Origin of the sequence: Marinobacter sp. DSM 26671 (assembly GCF_900112835.1) — a bacterium.
Lineage (GTDB): Bacteria > Pseudomonadota > Gammaproteobacteria > Pseudomonadales > Oleiphilaceae > Marinobacter > Marinobacter flavimaris.
In genome coordinates, this window is the sequence record NZ_FONF01000001.1 from 240822 (window position 1) to 266452 (window position 25631).

The 25631-nt window shown below is 56.4% G+C and carries 19 protein-coding genes; 7 read left to right on the forward strand and 12 right to left on the reverse strand.

Going from position 1 to position 25631, the window contains the following annotated elements; all coding sequences use genetic code 11:
* Nucleotides 1-14: 14 nt before the first annotated feature.
* The gene (gene glpK, locus BM035_RS01055; protein WP_092029869.1) at nucleotides 15-1487 is read right to left on the reverse strand and encodes a glycerol kinase GlpK; all 1473 of its coding nucleotides are present in this window, start codon (nucleotides 1485-1487) and stop codon (nucleotides 15-17) included.
* Nucleotides 1488-1691: 204 nt separating this feature from the next.
* Here glpK and BM035_RS01060 point away from each other — a divergent pair, with 204 nt between their 5' ends.
* Both BM035_RS01060 and glpD read left to right on the forward strand, forming a co-directional pair.
* The gene (locus BM035_RS01060) at nucleotides 1692-2450 is read left to right on the forward strand and encodes a DeoR/GlpR family transcriptional regulator (protein ID WP_053112348.1); all 759 of its coding nucleotides are present in this window, start codon (nucleotides 1692-1694) and stop codon (nucleotides 2448-2450) included.
* A gap of 180 nt (nucleotides 2451-2630) precedes the next feature.
* Nucleotides 2631-4160, forward strand: a complete 1530-nt coding sequence (gene glpD, locus BM035_RS01065) for a glycerol-3-phosphate dehydrogenase (protein WP_092029870.1) — start codon at nucleotides 2631-2633, stop codon at nucleotides 4158-4160.
* A gap of 301 nt (nucleotides 4161-4461) precedes the next feature.
* Here glpD and BM035_RS01070 read toward each other — a convergent pair whose 3' ends face one another.
* Complete coding sequence (locus BM035_RS01070; protein WP_092029872.1) at nucleotides 4462-5589, reverse strand: porin; 1128 nt, start codon at nucleotides 5587-5589, stop codon at nucleotides 4462-4464.
* Nucleotides 5590-5959: 370 nt separating this feature from the next.
* Between BM035_RS01070 and BM035_RS01075 the strand changes: the two genes are divergently transcribed.
* Nucleotides 5960-7711, forward strand: a complete 1752-nt coding sequence (locus BM035_RS01075) for an ABC transporter substrate-binding protein (protein ID WP_254775331.1) — start codon at nucleotides 5960-5962, stop codon at nucleotides 7709-7711.
* A gap of 51 nt (nucleotides 7712-7762) precedes the next feature.
* On the opposite strand, the gene BM035_RS01080 is transcribed toward BM035_RS01075, so the two are convergent.
* A complete protein-coding gene (locus BM035_RS01080; RefSeq protein ID WP_092029875.1) occupies nucleotides 7763-8371 on the reverse strand; it encodes a uracil-DNA glycosylase family protein in 609 nt (202 codons plus the stop codon).
* Nucleotides 8372-8463: 92 nt separating this feature from the next.
* Between BM035_RS01080 and BM035_RS01085 the strand changes: the two genes are divergently transcribed.
* Nucleotides 8464-9204 carry a nitroreductase family protein gene (locus tag BM035_RS01085; RefSeq protein WP_092029877.1) on the forward strand — a complete coding sequence of 247 codons (741 nt, stop codon included), beginning with the start codon at nucleotides 8464-8466 and terminating at the stop codon, nucleotides 9202-9204.
* 21 nt (nucleotides 9205-9225) lie between these two features.
* Here BM035_RS01085 and BM035_RS01090 read toward each other — a convergent pair whose 3' ends face one another.
* The gene (locus BM035_RS01090) at nucleotides 9226-10191 is read right to left on the reverse strand and encodes a glucokinase (RefSeq protein WP_092029879.1); all 966 of its coding nucleotides are present in this window, start codon (nucleotides 10189-10191) and stop codon (nucleotides 9226-9228) included.
* Nucleotides 10188-12008, reverse strand: a complete 1821-nt coding sequence (gene edd, locus BM035_RS01095) for a phosphogluconate dehydratase (RefSeq protein ID WP_092029880.1) — start codon at nucleotides 12006-12008, stop codon at nucleotides 10188-10190. The genes BM035_RS01090 and edd overlap by 4 nt, the downstream gene beginning before the upstream one ends.
* 169 nt (nucleotides 12009-12177) lie before the next feature.
* On the opposite strand from edd, the gene gap reads away from it, so the two are divergent.
* A complete protein-coding gene (gene gap, locus BM035_RS01100) occupies nucleotides 12178-13182 on the forward strand; it encodes a type I glyceraldehyde-3-phosphate dehydrogenase (protein WP_092029882.1) in 1005 nt (334 codons plus the stop codon).
* A 68-nt stretch (nucleotides 13183-13250) separates the two neighbouring features.
* Entirely contained in the window at nucleotides 13251-14699 is a 1449-nt protein-coding gene (gene pyk, locus BM035_RS01105) for a pyruvate kinase (protein WP_092029884.1), read from the forward strand.
* 427 nt (nucleotides 14700-15126) lie between these two features.
* Here pyk and BM035_RS01110 read toward each other — a convergent pair whose 3' ends face one another.
* Genes BM035_RS01110 through zwf form a run of 3 tightly spaced genes read right to left on the reverse strand, consistent with a single transcriptional unit; the run spans nucleotide 15127 to nucleotide 17985 of the window.
* Complete coding sequence (locus BM035_RS01110; protein WP_175497316.1) at nucleotides 15127-15786, reverse strand: bifunctional 4-hydroxy-2-oxoglutarate aldolase/2-dehydro-3-deoxy-phosphogluconate aldolase; 660 nt, start codon at nucleotides 15784-15786, stop codon at nucleotides 15127-15129.
* 17 nt (nucleotides 15787-15803) lie between these two features.
* Nucleotides 15804-16517, reverse strand: a complete 714-nt coding sequence (pgl, locus tag BM035_RS01115; protein WP_008174611.1) for a 6-phosphogluconolactonase — start codon at nucleotides 16515-16517, stop codon at nucleotides 15804-15806.
* Nucleotides 16510-17985, reverse strand: a complete 1476-nt coding sequence (gene zwf, locus BM035_RS01120; protein ID WP_062782442.1) for a glucose-6-phosphate dehydrogenase — start codon at nucleotides 17983-17985, stop codon at nucleotides 16510-16512. The genes pgl and zwf overlap by 8 nt, the downstream gene beginning before the upstream one ends.
* 211 nt (nucleotides 17986-18196) lie before the next feature.
* Between zwf and BM035_RS01125 the strand changes: the two genes are divergently transcribed.
* Nucleotides 18197-19069, forward strand: coding sequence for a MurR/RpiR family transcriptional regulator (locus BM035_RS01125; protein WP_008174607.1), 873 nt, complete (start codon nucleotides 18197-18199; stop codon nucleotides 19067-19069).
* 112 nt (nucleotides 19070-19181) lie between these two features.
* Here the strand turns inward: BM035_RS01125 and BM035_RS01130 are convergent, their stop codons facing one another.
* From BM035_RS01130 to clpX, 4 genes are all read right to left on the reverse strand, one after another.
* Nucleotides 19182-21026 carry a SurA N-terminal domain-containing protein gene (locus BM035_RS01130; protein WP_008174605.1) on the reverse strand — a complete coding sequence of 615 codons (1845 nt, stop codon included), beginning with the start codon at nucleotides 21024-21026 and terminating at the stop codon, nucleotides 19182-19184.
* A gap of 156 nt (nucleotides 21027-21182) precedes the next feature.
* A complete protein-coding gene (locus BM035_RS01135) occupies nucleotides 21183-21455 on the reverse strand; it encodes an HU family DNA-binding protein (protein WP_008174603.1) in 273 nt (90 codons plus the stop codon).
* A gap of 238 nt (nucleotides 21456-21693) precedes the next feature.
* Nucleotides 21694-24111 carry an endopeptidase La gene (lon, locus tag BM035_RS01140; protein ID WP_008174599.1) on the reverse strand — a complete coding sequence of 806 codons (2418 nt, stop codon included), beginning with the start codon at nucleotides 24109-24111 and terminating at the stop codon, nucleotides 21694-21696.
* 162 nt (nucleotides 24112-24273) lie between these two features.
* Nucleotides 24274-25557 carry an ATP-dependent Clp protease ATP-binding subunit ClpX gene (gene clpX / locus BM035_RS01145; protein WP_008174598.1) on the reverse strand — a complete coding sequence of 428 codons (1284 nt, stop codon included), beginning with the start codon at nucleotides 25555-25557 and terminating at the stop codon, nucleotides 24274-24276.
* Nucleotides 25558-25631 lie beyond the last annotated feature (74 nt).

Consider the following 25631-nt stretch of genomic DNA (forward strand, 5'->3'; position numbering starts at 1 on the left):
GCCGCTTTGTTGTGTCAAAGCTTTTGCACCGCTTGGCTCCAGCCGTCGTAGAGCTTATCCCGATGCTCTTTAGTCATAACCGGCTCAAAATTCCGATCGCATCGCCACAAGTCCGAAAGCTCCTCGAGAGAGCCATAGACCCCGGCTTCCAGACCGGCGAGGTAGGCGGCGCCAAGCGCCGTGGTTTCAACCAGTGAAGGTCGATCCACCCGGGCGCCGAGAATGTCTGCCAGGAACTGGAGGACCCAGTTGTTGGCCACCATACCACCGTCGACTCTGAGGTTGACTGGGCGGATGCCGTCCTTTTCCATGGCTTTTTGCAGATCCTTGGTCTGGTAGCAGACCGATTGCAGACCTGCCGTCACAATCTCCTTGATACCGGTATCACGAGTCAGGCCGAATATCGCGCCTCTCGCGTTGGGGTCCCAATAAGGTGCCCCAAGCCCGGTAAACGCAGGCACCAGATAGACGCCGTGGTCGACCGGCGTCCCCTCTGCCAACGGCTCTGTTTCACAGGCATCCCGGATAAGCCGAAGCCCGTCCCTCAGCCATTGAATGGTGGCCCCGGCAATGAAAATACTGCCCTCAAGGGCATAGGTAGGCTTGCCATTTACCCGGTACGCCACCGTCGTAAGCAAACGGTGCTTCGACTGCAAAGCCTTGTCGCCAGTATTGAGCATCAGAAAGCAACCCGTGCCGTAGGTGCTTTTCGCCATGCCAATGCCAAAGCAGGTCTGACCGAACAGGGCCGCCTGCTGATCGCCGGCCACCCCCAATACCGAGGTGCCGTTGAGTGCCCCGCCCTCGGTGATCCGCCCGAACTGATCGGCGGAATCCATCACCTCCGGCAACAGCGATTCGGGAATATCGAAAAGTTGCAGAAGCTCCGGATCCCATTTCTGGTTGTGAATGTTGAACAGCAGCGTACGACTGGCATTGGTGGCGTCAGTACGGTGCTCACGGCCACCGGTCAACCGCCACAACAGGAAGCTATCAACCGTCCCGAACGCAAGCTCTCCGCGCTCCGCACGCTCCCTGACTCCAGCGACATTTTCCAGAATCCAGCGTAGTTTGGTGGCCGAGAAATACGGATCAACCAACAACCCGGTTTTGCTGCTGACCCACGGCTCAAGCCCCTCACTCTTCAGGGATTCGCAGTAGGAGGCTGTCCGCCGGTCCTGCCAGACAATAGCGTTGTATACGGGCTCCCCGGTTTGACGATCCCATACCACAGTGGTCTCGCGCTGATTGGTAATGCCCACCGCGATCACTTCATCGCGATCACCACATTCCTCAGCCATCACCGCGTCGCAGGTCTGCTTAACCGATGACCAGAGATCCTCCGGATTGTGCTCTACCCAGCCACTGGCCGGGAAATGCTGCGGAAACTCTTGCTGGCGGGTGGCGTGTATGTTGCCCTGCAGGTCAAAGAGTATGGCTCTGGAACTGGTAGTTCCCTGATCAATGGAGAGTATGTACTGGCTCATAGAATTTCGACCTCGGTTTCTTATTTTTTCGTATTTTTACTTTTTTGAACATAAATGCCAAGTGGTTTTCACGGCAAGCGCGCATCTGGCCAACCTGTCCCGGTAAAAAAGCTGCATAACCCGCTGAAAACCACTAAACTTTGGGAATGTTTTCGGACGCACTATATTTCGCATGAGAAAAATGACAGAGCGGAGGAGGTTTTAATGGCACAGCGTCGCCGACAGGATCTGATTATGGAGCTGATCCAGCAGAACGGTTTCGTCACCACCGAACAGCTGGTAGACCAGTTCAAGGTAACGCCTCAGACCATCCGCCGGGACCTGAATGAACTCGCCAAACAGAAGAAACTCCGCAGGCACCATGGTGGAGCCGGCATTGACTCCAGCACCGTGAACACCGCCTATCAGGCCCGCAAGATCATGGATCTTGAAGCCAAGGAACGAATTGCCGAAGCACTCGTGGAGCTTATTCCTGACAACTCCTCAATGTTCATCAACATCGGCACCACCACCGAAACCATTGCCAAGGCACTGCTTGAGAAAAACAACCTGCAGATCGTCACCAACAACCTGCACGTCGCATCTATTCTCTCCGCCAAAGAAGACTTCCATGTCATCATTGCCGGTGGGGAAGTACGTAACCGCGACGGCGGCATCGTCGGTGAAGCCACACGGGACTTCATCAATCAGTTCAAGATGGACTTCGGCATTATCGGCATCAGCGGCATTCATAACGATGGCTCCCTGCTCGATTTCGATTACCGCGAAGTCCGCGTCGCCCAGGCAATCATTGCCAACTCCAACCAGGTTCTTCTTGCCGCCGACCATTCCAAGTTCGGGCGCAACGCCATGGTCCGTCTCGGCAGCATCTCCCAGGCTGACCACGTGTTTACCGACCAGCAACCTCCTGTCGAGATCCGCCAATTGCTGACCGAGCATAACGTACAGCTTCATATCGTCTGATTTCTTTTCGGTCCCTCCTGTTCGAAAATGTGATCGCCTCGTTCTTTTCGTTTTTTTTCTATTTTTTCCTTTACGAATATCCTTGCCTTTCGCATAATAGTTCCATACCGCTTATTGAACATTGAAAAGTGCGCATCACAACAAAGCGTCTTTTCCAGTGGCGTCAGGAGATGACCAACAATGACTATGGAGCACGAACAGTTTGACGTTATTGTCGTTGGCGGCGGAGTCAACGGCACCGGCATTGCCATGGACGCAGCCGGGCGAGGCCTGAAAGTCCTGCTATGTGAAATGAATGATCTGGCTTCGGCTACCTCATCCAGCAGCAGCAAGCTGATACACGGCGGCCTTCGTTATCTTGAGCACTACGAATTCCGACTGGTCCGGGAGGCACTGGCTGAACGCGAGTCTCTGCTTCGCAACTCGCCACACATCATGTGGCCAATGCGCTTTCGGCTACCTCACCGCCCTCACCTGCGCCCGGCATGGATGATTCGAACCGGCCTCTTCCTTTATGACCATCTGGCAAAGCGTGAGATCCTGCCGGGCTCTCGCTCGATCAAATTCGGGGCAGACGATCCGCTCAAACCCGATATCACCAAGGGCTTTGAGTACTCGGACGGTTGGGTTGACGATGCCCGCCTGGTGGTTCTGACCGCAAAAAAAGCCCAGCAATTCGGTGCGCAGATTCTTACACGCACCAAATGCGTCAAAGCCGAACAGGGCTCCCGAGAGTGGCAAGTGACCCTCCGTGACATGACCGATGAGACCGAGAAAACCGTCTCGGCAAAGGCAATAGTGAACGCTTCGGGCCCCTGGGTGAGCCGGTTGTTCGGAGAAACGCTGTCGATGCCCGCCCCGAAGATGATTCGCATGGTTAAAGGCAGTCATATCGTTGTTCCGAGGCTGAACAAGGGAACCGAAGCCTATATTCTCCAGAACGAAGATGAGCGGATAGTGTTTGTTATTCCCTACGAGGATGAATTTTCGCTCGTGGGCACAACCGACGTGGACTACGAGGGTGACCCTAAAAAAGCCAAGATTTCGCCCGAGGAAACTGATTATCTTCTCAACATTGTGAACTCTCACTTCAAGCGACAACTTGTACCTTCAGATGTGATCTGGTCGTACTCCGGCGTACGCCCTCTGATGGATGATGAGCAGGAAAACGCTCAGAAAGCCTCGCGGGATTATTCTTTTGAGATCAACAGCGAGAAAGGCAAGGCACCGCTGATTTCAGTCTTCGGGGGCAAGATAACGACCTACCGCAAGCTGGCCGAAGCCGCGACTGACAAACTGTGCCAGTTCTTTCCCGAAGCCGGCGGACGCTGGACCAAGAAAGGGGTTTTACCAGGCGGTGACTTTGCCAATCACGAGGCTCTGGAGGAAACTCTGCGTCGCGACTATCCATGGCTCACCGAGAAGGTCATCAGCCGCTATGTTCGCACTTACGGCACAACCAGTTATGACATTCTCAGAAATTGCACGTCTATGGAAGACCTCGGTATTCATTTCGCCGGAACTCTCTATGAACGTGAGGTCGAACACCTGGTCAAGAACGAGTGGGCCATGACGTCGGAGGATATTCTCTGGCGCAGGACCAAACAGGGGCTATACGCCAGCGACTCCGATATCGAATCCCTGGAACGTTATCTGATGAAAACTGTCACCACTGAAACTCGCAAAACTGCTCTCCACCACAGCGCCTGAAGCTCTCTCAGGCATCCTTGCTCCGGCCGGATAATTCCGCCCGGAGCTTTTTTCGGCGCTTCCACGGCCAGGGATTTTTGGCTTGGGAGAAGTCGGCCAGGCAGAGGAGACTCCTAAAACACGCTGTAAATACTTCCCTGTACGCTCGGCTCCGCCATCCATGGCTCCGCGCGGTTTTAGGAGCCTCCTCTGCCTGCCCTCCCATACATTTCCGGAATCTCGGACAATAAAAAAGGTTGAGGAATTAACCTCAACCTTTTGAGCACCGACTTCCGAGGATGCTTGCCTCTGTTTGAGACAATCAGAACGTCAGTTGCGAACCAAAGATGATCGCATCGTATTCGCCCTGACCATTCCCCGTGCCCAGTGTCGTGTATTCCGCCATCAGGGTGAGGTGGTCTGTTGCTGCGTAGCGGGCAAACAGCATGGTCAGATCGGTATCGTCACCATCACCGGCGATGAAGTCGTCCTCACCTTCACCATAACTGACACCCAGTGTGGTCCGCTTGATCTGATAGGTTGTTTCAACATACCACTGGCTTGCGTCTTCTTCGTTCGGGTCCAGGCGCGCGGCAAACACACCGTTGCCTGTGCCCTGGGTGATGCCGTAGTTGCCACGAACACTCAGACCACCCAGCGAGACGGAACCACCGAAATCGATACCAGACATAGTGTAGTCATCGAAGGTGCCGATTTTGGAGTCCACATCCTGGGTAAAGCCACTGGACCAAAGGGAGAAGTTGTCGCCGGAATAGACCACGTTCGCTTCGATGCGGGGCATGGTGTACTCGGCATCAGTAACGCCATCCACTTTCGACGGGCTAAACAGACCAACCTTGAATTGCAGGCCACCCAAGTTGTTGGAGGTGTACATCACACGGGGCGTGAAGTTGGCGTAAAAGTACCCGTTACCGATGCGCCCGGCGGTGGCCGCCACCTGGTCTGGCCCGCCAATGAGGCCGACACCCAACGCGCTGCCGTTATCACCAATGGCAGGAACCCCATAGATCCCGAAGCCTTTTCCTATATTAACCTTGCCAAAATCACCTGCCACTGCAATCTCCGAGACCCGACTGCGGAACTCCGTATTGGCATCACCGGGCGCAATATTGGCATTCATCTGGAAGTGGCCTGACACCTCCAAGCCGTTCTGGGTGGGCGCATAGATGTTCGTTTGCAGTGTTGCGGGGTTAAAACCGGTTGTGATGGTGAAAGAATCCTCATCGGTTGGCTCGTCATAGTTTCCGAACACCGCAAAGATCGGAATATGGCCGTTGAAGCCCGCCTTCCACCCATTATCGGACTCGAAAGAAACTTCCGCCATGACTGGAGAGGAGACACCTGCCGCCAATACCAGTGCGGCTGCCATTGGGGCTTTCCGGAAAGAGCGGTTGTTGGACGATATAAAAACGTTGTTATTTTCGATCATGTTAATTTCCTGTTTTTGTTAGCGCTGAACTTTAGCCAGCCAACCGAAACACCTCGCCAAAAGCCTTAGCCCCGGCCAGGCGCGTGGCAGCCAACTGCGTTAACGAACCGATTTATTTTCGCTTTAAGACAAAACAGTTCGAAACAGCACAAATTTAGCGCTCAAAATTCCAAATGAAAAGTTTATGATCGAAAAAATTTTCGTTTAGACGTGCCGCACATAGGCAAAAATTCCATTTAATGACTTTAACTTGTTGTATTAATGGTATTAAATCTCAAATAGCCTAATCCTAAATTTTTTCGTTGACGAACCTTTTAGCGAACCATATGATCGTAAATTGTACGAAAAGCAACAAAAACAAGAGACAATCATGAACAAACTCGCGTTGTTAATAGGGCTGACACTACTGATTGGCCCACCGGTAACCGCCGGGCCTCTTTTCGAGTCGCTCTCTGGGGAGAAGCAGTCGCAGATCCGCACGCTGATCGAAGACCATTTCCCGGATTCAACTCTGTCCGCGGATGAACAGGCGGAAGAGCTGGCCTGGTTTGCCCATGCAGCCTCTGAGCTAAAGGGAACAGAGATCTCGGTTCTGTCCGAACAACTGCCGACCCACGATTACGAGGCAGAAGTCCTGGCACCTGCTTTTTCCGAGCTGACGGAGATTCCGGTAACACACGATAGAAGGCCAGAGGGCGAAGTCATTCGCCAGATCAATCTCCAGCGAATCATGGCTGCCAAGGGCCGATACGATGCGTTCGTTAACGACTCAGACATGATCGGCACCCACTCCCGCAGCGGCTGGGCTCTCGCACTCAGCGATTACATGGAGGGCGCGGGCGAGGCATTTACCCTGCCTACCCTGTCACTGGAAGATTTCATTGGGCTGGAATCTGTTACTGGGCCGGATGGGAAGATGTACCAGTTGCCCGATCAGCAGTTCGCCAACCTTTACTGGTTCCGATACGACTGGTTCCAACGCCCGGAACTGAGGGTTCGGTTCATGGAGCGTTACGGTTACGAGCTTGGCGTGCCCGTCAACTGGTCTGCCTATGAAGATATTGCAGAATTTTTCACGGTACACGTTCGGGAAATTGATGGTGAAAGGGTTTACGGCCACATGGACTACGGCAAGCGTGATCCCTCCCTGGGATGGCGCTTCACCGACGCCTGGTTTTCCATGGCAGGCGCGGGTGATCGGGGTATTCCCAACGGCCTGCCCGTCGATGAATGGGGCATTCGGATGGAAGGCTGCCATCCTGTTGGCTCTTCTGTCAGTCGCGGCGGCGCCACCAACAGTCCTGCGGCGGTCTACGCACTGGCAAAATACATAGACTGGTTACAGCGCTTCGCGCCTCCTGAAGCCGCAAACATGACGTTTTCAGAAGCCGGACCCGTGCCGGCCAGAGGCCAGGTAGCACAGCAGATTTTCTGGTATACCGCCTTCACATCCGACATGGCAAAAGAGGGTTTACCCGTCGTCAATGAAGACGGCACACCGAAATGGCGCATGGCGCCCTCTCCTCGCGGCGCCTATTGGCAAGAGGGAATGAAACTGGGATACCAGGACGTTGGCGCCTGGACCATACCCAGGGCCATGGGTTCGAACCAGCAGAAAGCAGCCTGGCTTTACGCTCAATTTACCGTCTCGCGTACGGTATCACTGCAGAAGACCCTCTATGGCCTCACCCCAATTCGCCTCTCAGACCTGGAGTCGCCGCAAATGCAAGAAAAAGCGCCGACACTGGGCGGTTTGGTCGAATTCTATCGGAGTCCTGCCAGGACAGCCTGGTCGCCGACGGGTGTGAACGTGCCAGACTATCCCCGCCTGGCCAAACTATGGTGGCCTAACATCGCCGATGCGGTAACAGGCAAAGTCACTCCTCAGCAGGCGCTCGATAACCTGGCCGCAGCGCAGGACAGGACTCTGTCGGTCATTGAGCGTAATTTCCTGGCCGGTGATTGCGGCCCGAAAATGGCAAAGGAAGAGCAATTAAAGGACGCCGACTGGTGGCTGGCGCAGCCGGGCGCGCCCAAACCACGTCTGCGCAACGAGAAACCGCCGGGCAAAACCATCCGATACGAGGATCTGCTCAAGCAGTGGGACGTTGCTGCCAAATGAACACCGATGAAACTAGAGACTCCAGCGGACGTTGCCGGTTGAGCACACCGGCTATCCGTACTCGGGTGCGAGAAGACGAGCCACCCGACGCTGCAGTTCAGGCACAACGTCACTTTCGAACCAGGGATTGCGACGCAGCCACAGGTTGTTTCTCGGGCTGGGATGAGGCATCGGCAGAACCTCTGGCCAGTAGTCCTGCCAATGTTGCACGTTGGCTGTTACGGATTTTCGGCAGTCGGCCAGATGCCAGGCGTGCGCATACTGCCCAATTACCAGCGTGAGCCCAATCTGCGGCAGACGATCCAGCAGCAGGTTCCGCCAGGCTGGAGCGCACTCCGGCCGCGGTGGAAGATCTCCGGACTTGCCTGTGCCCGGATAGCAAAACCCCATCGGCAGGATCGCGAGCTTCTGCTCGTCATAGAAGGTATCCCGGGTAACCCCCATCCATTGCCGAAGCCTATCGCCGCTGGGATCGTTGAAGGGCAGCCCGGTCTCATGCACGCGCCTGCCCGGGGCCTGCCCGACTACGAGAATTCTGGCGCTTTCAGATATCTGTATGACAGGCCTCGGCCCGCGTGGAAGAACGTCGGCGCAAATCGTACACGCCCGCACGCGTCGAACCAGGTCATCGAAGGGAAGCCGGGAAAGATCCTCTGTCATGAGCGTTCCGTTATCAGGGTGATTGCATATACCGTCATTTCCCGTAACGATAGAGGCACAATCACGACACAACAAGTCTCGAAGGACACATCATGAATGCGAAAGCAGGCTCTCTCCCGCTGCCGGAAATCGATATCGAAGAGTTCCGGAAAGTTGTTCGCACGCGCCGCTCCATCAGGCGCTTTACCGATGAGCCGATTCCTGAGGCCGTGCTTGAAGATTGCCTGGAACTGGCAACCCTGGCTCCGAATTCCAGTAACCTCCAGCCCTGGGAATTTTTCGTTGTCCGCACGCCGGAGCTTAAGGCAAAACTCGCCCACGCCTGTCTTGGCCAGAATGCAGCGAAAACCGCCGCTGCGCTGATCGTAGTGGTTGCCCGACCGGATAGCTGGCGGGCTCATGCACGGCAAGCTCTTGAGGATTGGCCAGAAGAAAAACTGCCGCCCATCGTTGAAAAATACTATCGCAAAGTTGCCCCGATTCATTACAACCAGGGGCCGCTTGGTATTCTGGGTTTAGCCAAAAAAGCGGCAGGCCTTGCGGTGGGAATTACCAGGCCGGTGCCCCGGGGGCCCTACTCCAATTGCGAGATGAAAATCTGGGCTACCAAATCCACAGCCCTGGCTGCCCAGAACCTCATGCTTGCGCTCCGCGCCCACGGGTATGATTCCTGCCCCATGGAGGGTTTTGACGAGCATCGCGTGAAGAAGCTTATTAATCTGCCCGGAAAAGGATTGGTAACCATGGTACTGGCAGCCGGCCGACGGGCTGAAAACGGCGTCTATAACCGCCAGTACCGTTTTGATCAGCGCCAGATGGTGCACTACCTCTGATCCAGTAACGGCAATCCGGCCTCATACTTCCGGATTGCCCAGTGCCTCGGCAGCCCCCAGCAGGCCGGTGTAGGGCTCGGTGACCACATAGACCGGTGTAAACTCCAGTAGCGGGCGCATTCTTCCTTTATCCTCAAAGCCGTTGCGGAACGGGCTTTCGAGAAAGAACTCGAGGAAACGGGGCAGGATTCCGCCACACAGGAAGACACCACCCGTGCTACCCAAGGTCAGAACGCCATTGCCGGCTACCCGACCGAGAATTTCACAGAAATGGCTGAGCGTGTGGCGGGCCAGCCTGTCGGTGTTTTCTACCGCAGCCGCGGTGATTTTCTCCGGCGCATCCAGTGGCGCCGCAACGCCCTGAATCTCTGCATGGGCCTGATACAGGTTCAACAGGCCCTGACCGCACAGGATCCGTTCCACGGAAACCCGGCCAAACCGGGCCTTCAGAATCCGCAGCACAGCCATTTCGGCATCGTCCGTGGGCGCGAAATCCACGTGGCCACCCTCGGTCATCAACGGCACCCAGCCATGCTCGATGGGCACCAGCCCTGAAACGCCGAGCCCGGTTCCCGGACCCATCACCAGCCTGGGGCGCCGGCTGTCACCGGGGCCGCCGCAAACATGCACCAGATGGTCGTTCGCAACGTGAGGAGCGCCGAGGGCCATGGCGGTAAAATCGTTGATCACCTTGAACCTGGACCAGCCAAACTGTGCTCGGACTTCTTCGGTATCAAAAAGCCAGTGGTTGTTGGTCATCCGAACCTGGGTCCCGCGAACCGGTGAGGCAACAGCCAGACAGGCCCCGTCGACCTCCGAAACCCCAACCCTAGCCAGGTAATCCCGCACTGCGTCATCGAGGTTCGCATATTCTCCGCAGGGCAAAATCTTGATGGCGCGAGGCTGCACGGTTCCCTGCTCTACCAGGGCAAAACGCGCATTGGTGCCACCAATATCACCGACCAGTGAATAGCGTGTTGCTGTCATGCCTCGTGATTCCAGAAAAAGCTGGCCCCTTCCTCGGGATTGCTGGCAGCGCGTCGCATCCAGCCAAATAACTCCCGACCGTAGCCGCGATGATACCCGGTCAGGTCCGCTTTTTCAGATTCCCGGCCGGCGAACTCCTGATCATCCACGCGGATGGCAAGAACACCACTCTCGGCATCCAGACAAACCATGTCGCCATTCTTGACCTTGGCCAGCGGGCCACCGTCCAGCGCCTCCGGGTAGACATGGATCGCCGCAGGTACCTTGCCCGACGCACCGGACATACGGCCATCCGTCACCAGACCAACCTTGAATCCGCGATCCTGCAACACGCCAAGGTAGGGGGTAAGCTTGTGCAGCTCTGGCATACCATTGCTCTTGGGACCCTGGAAACGCACGATCACAATACAATCCCTGTCCAGATCCCCTGCCTCAAAGGCTGCCTTGAGTTCGTTCTGGTCGTTGAACACAACGGCCGGCGCTTCAACTTTACGGTGCTCCGGGGCAACGGCAGAGACCTTGATAACGCCCCGACCGAGGTTGCCATCAAGCACCCTCAGCCCACCATCGGGTGCAAACGGCTCGGCAACCGGGCTGAGCACATCCGGGCGAAGGCTTTTTTCCGGCGCGGGCTTCCACACCAGTTGCTCATCCGACAACTCCGGCATCTCGGTATAGCGCTCAAGGCCATAGCCAACCACTGTGTTCACATCGTTATGAAGGTATCCGCCGCTCAGCAGCTCCCTGATCAGGAACGGCGTTCCGCCAGCCTCGTGGAAAGCATTCACGTCTTCCTGCCCGTTAGGGTAGATCCGGGTCATGGACGGAACCACGGAGGAAAGCTCGGCGTAGTCGTTCCAGTCGATGATGATCCCCGCCGCCCGGGCAATCGCTATCCAGTGAATGGTGTGATTGGTGGAACCGCCAGTAACCAGCAGCGCCACCAGAGCATTGACGATGCTCTTTTCATCCACCATATCGCCCAGACCCAGCTCGCCACCGTGAGGCTTGGACAGCCTGATCACCTGCTCGGTCGCCGCCCGGGTAAGCTCATCACGGAGCGGCGTATTGGGGTTCACAAACGCAGACCCCGGCATATGCAGGCCCATGACTTCCACCAACAGCTGGTTGCTGTTGGCGGTGCCGTAAAACGTACAGGTGCCGGGGCTGTGATAGGACTTGCTCTCGGCCTCCAGCAATTCTTCCTTGCCAACCTTGCCCTCGGCGTAAAGCTGGCGAATCCGCTGCTTTTCCTTGTTCGGGAGCCCTGAAGGCATCGGCCCTGCGGGGACCAGAATGGTAGGGAGATAGCCGAAGCTCAGCGAGCCGATCAGAAGGCCAGGCACAATCTTGTCGCAGATCCCCAAAAGCAGCGTGGCATCGAACATGTTGTGACTGAGGGCCACGGCCGTACTCATGGCAATGGTGTCCCGGGAGAACAGGCTCAGCTCCATACCCGGCTGGCCCTGGGTTACGCCGTCACACATGGCCGGCGTGCCCCCGGCCACCTGAGCCACCGACCCCATTCCACGGGCCGCCTCCCGAATAATATCCGGGAACTTTTCGTAGGGTTGGTGGGCCGAAAGCATATCGTTATAGGCCGTTACCATGGCCACGTTGGCCTTGTTCATGAATTTCAGGGTGTCTTTGTCGCCCTGATTACAGGCCGCGAAACCGTGGGCCAGATTGCCGCAGGACAGAGAGCTCCGGTGTGGAGACTGGGCTTTGAGGGCATTCATGCGGTTCAGGTAATCCTGCCGCGTTGGGCGACTGCGCTCGATGATTCTCTGGGTAACCTTATCTACGGTCGGGTGCATGGTGGGCTCCATTGCGTAATTTATTAGAGTGGTCGTTTTTAGACGTAATTTTACTTCCTTTTTTTGGCATTTCCACCGTTTCATCGTTCATTTCTTCTTTTTTTGTTGTTATATTTACTACATTTCTGAGGTTTAACGAACAAAAAAAGACCACCCAAGGAGTCAGACAATGACAATCCGTATCGCAATTAACGGTTTTGGCCGCATCGGTCGCAATGTTCTCAGAGCATTGTATGAAAATAACTACCGAAGCCAGCTACAGGTTGTTGCCATTAACGACCTTGGCGACGCCGAAACCAACGCCCATCTGCTCAAGTATGACAGTGTTCATGGTCGATTTGAGGCAGATGTCAGCCACGACTCAGAATCGCTGACAGTGAACGGCGACCGCATTGCCATCACAGCACTGCGCAACCCCGAAGAACTGCCCTGGAAAGATCACCGTGTCGATGTTGTTTTCGAGTGCACCGGGCTTTTCACCAAACGGGACAAGGCGGCAGCTCATCTGAAAGCCGGCGCGCGCAAGGTTATCATCTCTGCACCCAGCCCCGATGCGGATGCCATGATTGTCTACGGCGTGAATCACGAAACCCTGACCACCAATCACGACATTATCTCCAACGCGTCTTGCACTACCAACTGCCTGGCACCGGTTGTCGAAGCCTTGCACAAGGCCATCGGCATCGAGAGTGGCCTGATGACCACCATCCACTCCTACACCAACGACCAGAAACTGAGCGACGTGTACCACTCTGATCTTTACCGCGCTCGCTCTGCCACTCAATCGATGATTCCAACGAAGACCGGCGCGGCTGCCGCCATTGGCAAGGTTATTCCGGAACTTGAGGGAAAGCTTGATGGCCTCGCAGTTCGCGTCCCCACCATCAACGTATCATTGGTGGACTTTGGCTTTATCGCCAGCCGCGAAACGACCGTTGACGAAGTAAACGAGGCGATAAAAACAGCGGCCGAGAAAAACCCGGTTCTTGGTTATAATACCGAGAAACTGGTCAGCATCGACTTCAATCACAACGCACTTTCCAGCATCTATGATGCCAACCACACCCGCGTCCTGGGTCGTCACGTAAAAGTCATGGCCTGGTACGATAATGAATGGGGCTTCTCGAATCGTATGCTGGATAATGCCCTCGCCCTCTTCGAGGCCGGCCAGTAAATCTGGCCGTTTCAGCTGATTCCGCTACTCTTTTCGAGACCATTTTGAAGAACCAAAGGACACCAACCATGCTCAGGCGTACCAAGATTGTCGCCACTCTCGGCCCGGCCACCGATTCACCGGAATCCCTCGCGGCCATTATCGCCGCCGGTGTGGATGTCACCCGACTCAACTTTTCCCACGGCAGCGCCGAAGAGCACATCGGCCGCGCTCGCCGGGTTCGCGAAGCAGCAGCGGCCCAAGGCCGGTTTGTCGCTTTGCTGGCCGATTTGCAGGGCCCCAAGTTGCGCATCGCACGGTTCTCGGAGAACAAGGTCACCCTCAAGGCAGGCCAGACGTTTATCCTGGACGCTGCCATGGACAAGGAGGCGGGTACCGAGGAAAAGGTCGGCATCGACTACGAGCAACTGATCGAAGATGTGGAACCGGGAGACATTCTGGTTCTGGACGATGGCCGCATTGAGATGGAAGTGCAGTCGGTCAGCGACCACAGCATCACTTCCACCGTGCTTATCGGAGGCCCGCTCTCGAATAACAAGGGCCTGAACAAGCGCGGCGGCGGCCTGTCCGCTGAGGCACTGACGGAAAAGGACAAGCAGGACATCGTCACAGCCGCCAAACTGGGCGCGGATTACGTGGCGGTTTCGTTTGTTCGCACCGCCGAGGATATGCACATCGCCCGGCGCCTGCTTAAGGAAGCAGGCTCTGACGCCGGCCTAGTCGCCAAAATCGAACGGGCAGAGCTTGCCGACGATGTCGAAGCCCTGGACGCGGTAATCGAAGCATCCGATGCCGTGATGGTTGCCCGTGGCGATCTGGCCGTTGAAATCGGCGACGCCCAGTTGGTGGGCGTACAGAAGCACATCATCTCCCGCGCCCGCGTTCTCAACCGCGCGGTGATCACGGCCACGCAGATGATGGAGTCGATGATCACCAGCCCCATGCCAACGCGAGCCGAAGTCTCAGACGTTGCCAACGCGGTGATGGACTATACCGATGCAGTGATGCTGTCTGCGGAAACGGCCGTGGGTGATTATCCCAAGGAAGCAGTCGAAGCCATGGTGCGCATTTGCCTGGGCGCAGAGAAGCATCCGTCGATGCATCAGTCCAAACACCGGATTCACGAGAGCATGGAGGAAGTTGATGAAGCTATCGCTCTTTCCGCCATGTACGCAGCGAACCACCTTGAGGGTGTCTCGGCCATTATCTGCATGACCGAGACGGGTGCCACGCCAAGGTTGATGTCTCGCATCAAATCGAGCCTGCCAATCTTTGCGTTTTCGCGCCATCACTCCACCCAGCATCGGGTCGTTATGTTCCGTGGCGTTCAGACGGTGCCTTTCGATTCTGCCAAGATTCCGAACGAGCGGACCAACGCTTTGGCGGTGTCGGAGCTGGTTAATCAGGGTGCAGTCAAGGAAGGGGATCTGGTGGTGATTACCAAGGGTGACTATGTGAATGCCCAGGGTGGTACCAATACCATGAAGATTGTTCGGGTTGGTTCTGATATTCGCTGACTGTAAGCCTTCTTTCCAGCCCTTAGTCGATTGGTGCGTGGCCTTGTAGCCTGCGGCAATGTGCGAATCGGCAGTGGGGTTCCCCTTTCCAAAAAAACGCTACGAGCACATCCATGTGCGCTTGGCTGTGGCCATCCTTGGCCACAGACATTTTTGGAAAGGGGAACCCCACTCCCTCGTTCAGAATGTTGCAGTTTTCTCGGCGTGACAGTTTCTCGACTATTGAGACCTACAAAGTTGCGACGAATACTCGCGTTATCGGAAGTTTTGCTAAGCGCTTCTGGGCGGGGCTGACGGGAATGTCGCTGGCCATGGATGGCCAGCGCCAAGCGCACATGGATGTGCTCGTAGCGTTTCCCGTCAGCCCCGCCCAGAAGCGCGCAAATGCCGAAACCTTCAGGCTACAAGAACGAGAACAAGACCAAAGTCAGAGGTCCGCCAGACTCCCCCGCGCAATCCCGGTAATCTGCGCCCAGTCTTTAGCCGCCACCACATCTGCAGGGGTCAACCAGGTGCCACCAACGGCCTGGACGTTGCCGAGGGCCAGGTAGTCTGCCGCGGTGTTGCGGCGGATGCCGCCTGTTGGGCAGAAGGTAACGTCCGGGAATGGCCCGCTGAAGGCATTGAGGGCCGGGATGCCGCCGGCGACTTCGGCGGGGAAGAATTTGAATTCGCGGTAGCCGAGGTTATAGCCAATCATCATTTCCGAGATGGTGGCAATGCCCGGCAACAGCGGGGCTTCGGAGGTCAGGCCGAATTCCAGAATGGCTTCGGTTACGCCCGGGGTGATTACGAACTGGGCGCCAGCGGCCTCTACCTGTCGGTACTGGGCAATGCTGGTAACGGTGCCCGCCCCGACCCACGCATCCGGGATGGCTTTGCGGACTTCTTCGATGGCTTTTAGGCCGTGTTCAGTGCGCAGGGTAATTTCGAGGACGTTGATGCCGCCATCAACGAGAGCCTGGCAAAGGGGCACGGCGTCGTCGAGGTCCTGAATGGCGATGACCGGCACCAGGGGTGAGGATTGCAGTACTGCCCTGACGCGCTCGCGATGGTAATCGGAAAGTTGGCTCACGGTTTTCTCCATAACAAATGTCGGGCGTTTCAGGGACTCCAGAACACCTGGAGGCCTGGTTTCAGGAAAGCTCTGATTGGCATCTCGAGCACCTTGTCCGGTTCAGACATAGCACGGTCCAGTGTCTGCAGTTTGTCCTCGCCCTTCAGATGCAACGCGGTAAATCGGGCATCCCTCAGGGGTGGCCAGGTCAAGGTGATGCGTTTCTGCGGCTGCGACGCGGGCGTGGCGGGCGCAACGATTTCCTGGCATTCAGGATTCATCGCACTTTCCAATTCGGGTGCGTCGGGAAACAGTGAGGCGGTATGGCCGTCGTTGCCCATACCAAGAATCAGCACGTCGATGGGCAGGGCCAGGTTCACGAGCTCGGCCTTCACTCGCTCAAGACCCTCTGAGGGTGTCGCACCAGGCTGTTTGAGCGACAGGAACCGGGCCGAGGCCGCCTTATTCTGCAGCAGGTTCTCCCGAACCAGGCGGGTATTGCTGGCGTCATCGTTTTCTTCCACCCAACGCTCATCCGCCAGCAGAACGTCTACCCTGCCCCAATCCAGATCCTTGCCGGACAGCGCCCTGAAAAATGGCAGCGGCGTGGAACCGCCGGATACCACCAGGCTCGCCCTGGGCACCTCTCTCAGGCGGGCCGCCAGAAATCCCGCCACGGCATCAGCAAGATCCAGGGCCACGCCATCAGCGGTTTCACCTGAGCGATCACTGACACCCTCGGGCAAACGCAGATCAGACATCTTCATACCAGCTCCTGCCATCCCGGGTAATCATGGCGATGGAAGCAACGGGGCCCCAGGTTCCCGCCGCGTAACGTTTTGGCGGCTCGCCGCCATCCTTCCAGTTCCGAATAACCTGATCGACCCAGCGCCAGGCATACTCCACCTCGTCACGGCGCACGAACAGGTACTGGTTACCCTTCATTACCTCCCAAAGCAAACGCTCGTAGGCGTCGGGAATCCGATCGGTAACAAAGGTCTCAGAAAAGGTGAGCTCCAGAGGGCCTTGACGAAGTCGCATGCCCTTATCCAGGCCCTGGTCCTTGGTGAGGATCTTCAGGGCCATGCCTTCGTCAGGCTGAAGACGGATAATCAGCTTGTTGTTGGCAAGGTGCTTCTGGTCCGGATCAAAAATGTAATGCGGCGCAGGCTTGAAGTGGATGATGATCTGGGACAGCTTTTCGGGGAGGCGTTTACCAGTGCGAATGTAAAACGGGACACCTGACCAGCGCCAGTTGTCGATCTCTGCTTTCAGGGCAACGAAAGTTTCAGTAGCGCTGCCCTTGTTTGCCCCCTCCTCCTCCAGATAGCCGGGCACCGGCCTGCCGTTACTGGTGCCGGCGGTGTACTGGCCACGCACCACGTAACTGTCCATCATATCGGGCGTTATGCGCTTCAAGGCCTTGAGAACCTTGACCTTCTCATCCCGGATGCTGTCGGCAGACAGGTCCGAGGGCGGGTCCATGGCGATCAGGCATAACAGCTGAAGCAGGTGATTCTGGATCATATCGCGAATCTGGCCAGCTTTGTCGAAATAGCCCCACCGTCCCTCGATGCCAACGCTCTCGGCCACCGTGATCTCCACGTGGGAAATGTGGTTCTGGTCCCACTGGGAGGCAAACAGGTTGTTGGCAAAACGCAGAGCGATCAGGTTCTGGACCGTTTCCTTACCCAGGTAATGATCAATCCGGAACAGCTGGTTCTCGTTGTAGACCTCGCCAAGCTCATCGTTGATCACCTTCGACGACTCCAGGTCGTGACCGATCGGCTTCTCGACCACTACCCGCGTCTTCTCGGTGCAGCAACTGGCGGCCCGCAGATTTCGGGCTATGACGCCATACATGGACGGCGGGGTGGCCATATAAACAATAAGCTCATTATTGGCATCATCACGCCACTCGTTGAGCACACCAAAAGCGTCGGGTTCGTTAAAATCCAAAATCTGGTAATCGACCCGCTTAAGGAAGGATTCGGCCAGTCCAGCATCGAACTCTTCCGGCTTTACGTACTGCTTCAGCTTGTCAAACAACTGCTGGCGCACGGTCTCGGTATCGGCATCTGAGCGGGCAATGGCCAGGACCCGGCTCCCCTCCGCCAAGAGGTTGGCGCGCTCAAGCTGGTACAGCGCCGGAAACAGTTTTCGCTGGGCAAGGTCACCCAAGGCTCCGAAGAGCATCAGGTCACAACGGGTATTGATCTTGTTGACCATTGGTTCCTTCTCTCTGGTGGGCAGTCCGTCGCAAAAACTCGACGACAGAACTCAATGTAGTAATTTTAACCAAATAATGACATCCAAAAATCGTTTTTCCAAGAAAAAACTGCGTTTCGTGATACTTTTACTACCCCAAAACCGGTAAAAAAGCGGTATAATCACCGCGTTTTCAAGACAACGACCGCCCATGATTCAGGGAGTACCATTGATGGCCGCGAACCAGGCGCACCGTGACGACAATCTGCTTGAGGACATCCAGTCCAGGCTGGAGACCCTTAACAAATCCGAGCGGAAAGTGGCCGAGGCCATTCTCCGTGACCCAAGCGCGGCCACCCGTTACAGCATAGCTGCCCTGGCGAGAGCCGCCGACGTCAGCGAACCCACCGTTAACCGTTTCTGCCGGGGTTTCTCGGCAACAGGTTTCCCGGATTTCAAGATTCGCCTCGCCCAGAGTATCGCTACCGGCACCCCCTATATCGGCCAGAACGTGGAGCCCGACGACACCGTTGCCGAATTCGCAGACAAGATCATGCTCAGTACCATTGCCAGCCTGGACAAGGCTCGGCAAGCGCTCGACCCGAAAGCCCTGGCAACGGCCATTGATTACCTGATCCAGGCCAAACAGATCAATTTCTTTGGCATGGGCGGATCTGCTGCTGTGGCTATGGATGCCCAGCACAAGTTTTTCCGCTTCAATATCCCGGTCATGTCCTACGACGACGCCCTGATGCAGCGCATGGTGGCGGCCGGAGCAAACGTGGGCGATGTTATCGTGCTCATTTCCTACACGGGCCGCACCCGGGAAACCGTGGATATCGCACAACTTGCGCGGGCCAACGGTGCTACGGTGATCGGTATCACCAACCCCGATTCCCCCCTGGCGGAAAGCTGCACGGTGGTGCTGGGCGTCACCGCGCCGGAGGACACTGAGGTCTATATGCCAATGTCCTCTCGGATCATTCATCTGAGCGTTATCGACATTCTTGCAACCGGCGTAACCCTCAAACGCGGCGCGGATTTCCTCGGGCACCTCAAGAAGATCAAGGAAAGCCTCAAGCCCACCCGCTTCCCACCGACCTGAGCCTCAGTGCCACAATAGAAGAGGTCAGCAGATACAAGAAAGCCCGGGCATTCGCACCGGGCTTTTCGTTGATCGCGGGGCGCCATTCGGCGCCTTTTTCATGAGGCGGATATCAGGGTCTCTCGACCTCCGCCCGGTTTCGAAGGAACTGCTGGTACGCGGCGTATTCCCTCTGGCCTTCGAGAGATGCCAGGAATTCCCGAAGCTGGTTCAGTTCGGTGCCATCTTCCGAGACCTGCCCGTCCGTGACCTCGTCCAGCGCGATCACCGCGGCAGAATTGGCCATCACAGCCTTGCCAAACCGGGCGCCATCCGCCGGGCGCGGCAAAGAAAACACCTGCTGGAGAATGGCGGGACCTGCCTCGGAGGCGTTCCGTGCCAGCCCTTCATAGCTGGACCACTCACCAATACCCTCGGGGCTCTCACCTGACTCAAGGTCAGCGATAATCGCGTCAGCCCTTTCAGAAAGAGCTTCCCGCGTCTTGCGCTGCTCCAGCGTCGTCCGGATCTGATCGCGAACCTGATCCAGGGGCAGCTGCTCGGCTTCATGATACTTATTCACCCGGGCAACGACAGACACGTTGTCACCCACATCGATCAACTCGGTGTTGTAACCCGCGTCGAGGACATCTTCGGAAAACAACTGTCGTACCAGACCGGCGTGGTCAAACGGCGCCTGACCACCGTCACGGGTAACGCCGTTGGCCTCCCGCACCTCAAGCCCGAGCTCTTCGGCAGGGCCGGCCAGATCATCGGCGGCATACGCGGAGTCGGCAAGCTCTGCCCGGACTTCAGCAAACTGCTCACGAGCCTTTTCACGGGCCAGCTCACGACGGAGCTGGTCTTCCATTTCATCCAGAGACGGCACCTCGGACTCCCTGACATCCTCGAGGCGAATAAGATGAACCCCGAACGATGTCCGAACCGGCTCGGAAACTTCGCCTTCCTCAAGGGCAAACAGGGCTTCCTCGAAGGGCTCGGCGTAAATGCCACGACCGGCATAGCCCAGGTCGCCGCCGTCTTCGGCCGAAACGGTATCAATGGAATACTCCCGCGCCAGGTCAGCAAATGACTCCCCGGCCGCCAGGCGCTCCTGGATCGTTGCCATGGTTTCGTCTGCGTCACTGCCCTCTTCGATCAGGATGTGGGACGCCCGACGCTCCTCACTGGCCAGATCGGCAGCCTGCTGCTCGTAATAGGCCTGAAGCTCCGCATCGTCAACTTCAATGCTCTCAGCAAGGGCACCCAGCGAAAGCGTGATGTAGGCAGCGTCTACACGCTCCGGCTGCTGAAACGCACCCGAGTTTTCTTCATAAAAGGCTTCAACGTCAGCATCAGAAACCGATACCGCGTCCGCCACTGAGCTGGCAGGAATATCCAGTACCCGGAAACTGCGTGTCTGGTTCTGAATCTGGAGCAGCTGCTCGGCATTCTCATCCGCCACCAGGCCACTCTGAACGATACCCGCACGGATCTGGTTCACCACATATTGCTTGCGCATGGCTTCCCGAAACTCGCCCACGCCCATGCCCATATTACGGACTGTGGCCACAAAGCGGTCGCGATTGAACTGGCCATCCACCTGGAACTGCGGCATCTGGGTAATCAACGCATCGATATCAGCATCATTGAGCTCCAGTCCCTGAGCGTTGGCATCCTGGATCAGGACCTGCTCCTGGATCAGGGAATCCAGAACGTCTGTGCGAATCTGGTCTTCGTCAAGCATCGAGGGATCCGGGTTTTCCATTCTGGATAGCCGGCGCTGGCTCTCCATCTGGACCACGCGGAGAAACTCCCGCTCGGTAATATCCTCGCCGTTGACGGTTGCCACCTCAGGCTCGCCGGAGAAGCCGCCGACAATGGCGTCCATCCCCCAGATGGATAGCGACACAATAAGAAGACCAATGATGACCTTGGCGATCGTGCCCTGGGCATTGTTCCGAATATCTTGAAGCATGTTTCTCCCGGATCCCTGTTCAAGGTAGTGCAGTTTTATTCGTTTCAGCGCGCGGCGAAGGGCGGACCTAACGTAAAAAGGCGCACCCGGTGTGGAATGCGCCTTGAATTCTTCTTGGGTGGCTTCCTGCGACAGAAGCCACCGGAGAAAGAACCGTTACTTAACGGCGTCTTTCAGGGCCTTGCCTGCTTTGAACCCAGGCACTTTGGAGGCCGGAATCTTGATCTCGGCACCAGTCTGCGGGTTACGACCGGTACGAGCAGCACGCTCTTTTACGGAGAAGGTACCAAAACCGATCAGAGTTACCTGATCGCCTTTTTTCAGGGCACCGGTGATTGAGTTGGTCATTGCGTCCAGAGCACGGCCAGCGGCGGCTTTGGAGATATCTGCGGACTCTGCAATTGCATCGATAAGTTCGGACTTGTTCACACTAAACCCCTTCGATTTCAGGTTGAAGATGTTATAGGTTGGTTTGTTTTTTCTCGGACGTTCTCGACTATCGCATAAGCGGTCGGAGAATTCCATTCTTCACTTTTCTTATTCCTTTCGGCTTTATACCGGCATTCGGAATAGGGACTGACTGCGCGGGAGCCCTTGGTATTGGCTGCTTCACGGCGAAACAGTTATACCAATGGGCTCTCAGGCATGTCAACAACTCATCAAGGCTTTAATGTGTATTTATGCGCTCTGACGCGTCGCCTTCTTCGTCACGCGGCTTGCCAGAACCCGTTTCCGGAGATGAATCTTCAGCCCTGGGCTCGGGTGGATAGGCCAGTGCAATATCCAGCACTTCGTCGATCCACTTCACCGGACGAATCTCCAGCGACTCCTTGATGTTTTCAGGTATCTCCTTGAGATCCCTGACATTCTCATCCGGAATGATCACCGTCTTGATGCCACCCCGATGCGCTGCCAGAAGCTTTTCTTTCAAACCACCGATGGCAAGAACACGTCCACGCAGAGTGATTTCACCGGTCATTGCAACGTCGGCGCGAACCGGAATCTTGGTCAGAGAAGAAACCAGCGCTGTGCACATACCGATACCGGCACTGGGACCATCTTTCGGTGTCGCACCCTCCGGTACATGCACGTGCAGATCGTGCTTCTCGTGGAAATCATCGGCAATTCCAAGACCGGGTGCCCGGCTACGTACCACCGTCAATGCCGTCTGGATGGACTCCTGCATGACATCACCCAGGGAACCCGTCTTCACGACCCGGCCCTTGCCAGGCGTGAGGGCGCACTCAATATGCAGCAGTTCGCCACCCACCTGGGTCCAAGCCAGACCGGTCACCTGACCAATCTCGTTCTTTTCCTCGGCGAGGCCGTACTTGAATTTTTTGACCCCCGAGTAATCTTCGAGCATGTCCTGCGTGAGAGTGACAGAGACCTTCTCTCCGCTCTCCACATGGTCACGCACCACCTTGCGGCAGATCTTGGCAATCTCGCGCTCCAGGCCACGTACACCGGCTTCACGGGTGTAATAGCGGATCAGGTCGCGAAGGGTGTCCTCTGGCAACTTGAGCTCATCCTTGCGCAGGCCGTTGGCCTTGATCTGCTTCGGCAACAGATAACGCAGCGCAATATTGACCTTCTCGTCCTCCGTGTAACCCGGGATACGGATGATTTCCATCCGGTCCAGCAGGGCGGGAGGAATGTCCATGGAGTTGGAGGTACACACGAACATCACATCGGAGAGATCGTAATCCACTTCGAGGTAGTGATCGTTGAAGGTGTGATTCTGTTCCGGGTCGAGGACCTCCAGCAGCGCTGAGGCCGGATCACCACGATGATCCATGCCCATCTTGTCAATTTCATCGAACAGGAACAGCGGATTCTTCACGCCCACCTTGGACAGCTTCTGAAGAAGCTTGCCGGGCAACGCACCAATGTAGGTCTTCCGGTGGCCGCGGATTTCAGCTTCATCACGCACGCCGCCCAGGGCCATCCGGGTGTACTTCCGGTTGGTCGCACGGGCAATGGACTGACCGAGCGAAGTCTTGCCCACACCGGGAGGACCAACCAGGCAGAGCACAGGACCCTTGACCTTCTTCACACGGCTCTGAACCGCAAGGTATTCGAGAATACGCTTTTTGACTTCATCGAGGCCATAGTGGTCCCGATCGAGAATTTCACGGGCTTTTTCGATGTCGTGACGGACACGGCTGCGCTTCTTCCAGGGAATCGCCAGCATCCAGTCAATATAACCACGGACGACGGTCGCTTCCGCAGACATCGGAGACATCATCTTGAGCTTGTTCAGCTCCGTTTCAGTCTTTTTGCGGGCCTCTTCCGGCAATCCGGCTTCTTCCAGCTTCTGCTCAAGCTCTTCGAAGTCGTTGTTGCCTTCGCCCAGGTTACCCATCTCTTTCTGGATAGCCTTCATCTGTTCGTTCAGGTAGTACTCGCGCTGGCTGCGCTCCATCTGCTTTTTCACGCGGCCACGGATGCGCTTCTCAACCTCGATCAGGTCGATTTCGCCATCCAGCTTACCGAGCAGCAAGTCCACCCGCTTGCGGATATCCAGCGCTTCCAGCAGTTCCTGCTTTTCCGGAATACGCATTTCCAGGTGAGCAGCCATGGTGTCGGCCAGGCGTTCAAGCTCCTCAATACCGGTGAGAGCATTGGAGACCTCGGAAGGGACCTTTTTGGAGAGTTTCACGTACTTCTCGAACTCGTCCATCAGGGTCTTTATCAGGACCTCCTGCTCGCGCTCGGGCAGCCCTTCTTCATCCATCAGGACAGCGCCACCGGACAGGTACTCACCCTCGGAGATATCGCTGATGGTGGCTCGGGCGTTGCCCTCTACCAACACCTTGACGGTGCCATCGGGCAGGCGAAGCATCTGCAGAACCGTTGCCAGCGTGCCCATCTCGAACACATCCTTCGGACCCGGCTCATCAGTAGAGGCGTCTTTCTGGGCTACCAGGAGGATTTCCTTGCTTCCTTCCATCGCGGCTTCGAGAGCCTGAATGGATTTTTCTCGGCCCACAAACAGTGGGACCACCATGTGCGGAAACACCACTACGTCACGCAGCGGAAGCAGCGGGTACTCTTGCACGGCATCTTCGGGTATACGGGTCATTGGGAATCCTCTGACGGTATTTCTTTCAGCATATCACCCTTCATTGGGGCGCCCGCAAAAATTGCAATCTTTTTACTAAACGAAACAGGGCGGGAATATCGCGATACAAAAACGCGAAAAGGGGCGTTGCCGCCCCTTCTCATTTCAACCGCTAACCTAGACTCAATCCTCGGGCACAGCCTTGGCGTGATCACTGCTGGCGTAGATCTTGAAGGGCTCGGAGTCCCCGCTGATCACGCTCTCATCGATCACCACTTTGGTCACGTCATGCTCAGAGGGAATCTGGTACATGGTGTCCAGAAGCGTCGCTTCCATAATGGAACGCAGACCACGGGCGCCTGTCTTTCTCTCCATGGCCTTGCGGGCAACAGCCCGAAGCGCATCTTCACGAAAATCAAGCTCGACCCCTTCCATATCAAACAGCTTCTGGTACTGCTTGGTCAGGGAGTTCTTGGGCTCGGTCAGAATCTGCACCAGCGCTTCTTCATCAAGTTCGTTTAGGGTTGCCACTACCGGCAAACGACCCACAAACTCCGGAATCAGGCCGTACTTCACGAGGTCCTCGGTCTCCACATCCTTTATAACGTCGCCGGTGTTCTTGGCATCGTCCTGGCTGGCAACCGAAGCAGAGAAACCGATGCTGTTCTTCTCGGTACGCTCGCGAATCACCTTGTCCAATCCGGCAAAGGCGCCACCGCAGATAAACAGCATATTGCCGGTATCAACCTGCAGGAATTCCTGCTGCGGATGCTTGCGACCTCCCTGCGGCGGGACCGATGCAACAGTACCCTCGATCAGCTTCAACAGTGCCTGCTGAACACCCTCACCGGAAACATCCCGGGTAATGGAAGGGTTGTCAGACTTGCGGGAAATCTTGTCGATCTCGTCAATGTAGACTATGCCCCGCTGGGCCTTGTCGACATCGTAATCGCATTTCTGCAGCAGCTTCTGGATGATGTTCTCGACATCCTCACCAACGTAACCGGCTTCAGTCAGCGTGGTGGCGTCGGCGATCGTGAAGGGCACGTTCAGCATCCGCGCCAGAGTCTCGGCCAGCAGAGTTTTACCACTACCGGTTGGGCCAATCAGCAGAATGTTACTCTTGCCTAGCTCGACATCACCCTTGCCTTCGCCATAACGCAAACGCTTGTAGTGGTTGTAGACCGCCACCGACAAGACGACCTTGGCCCGATCCTGACCAATCACGTATTCATCAAGGGTATTGCGGATCTCGGCCGGTGTAGGAAGGCGATCGCTCGGCTCTTCCTGTGCATTCTCCTGGATTTCCTCCCGGATAATGTCATTGCACAGGTCGACACACTCGTCGCAGATGAACACCGAGGGCCCTGCAATGAGCTTTCGGACTTCATGCTGGCTCTTTCCACAAAACGAGCAGTAGAGCAACTTGCCGTTATCGTCGCCCCTGCCGTTTCTTTCATCTGCCATTGAAATACCTCTGATCTCGTTTTGCCGGCGCCACTGCCTGATACGCCGGCCAAGTATGATGCGATTACTTCCAG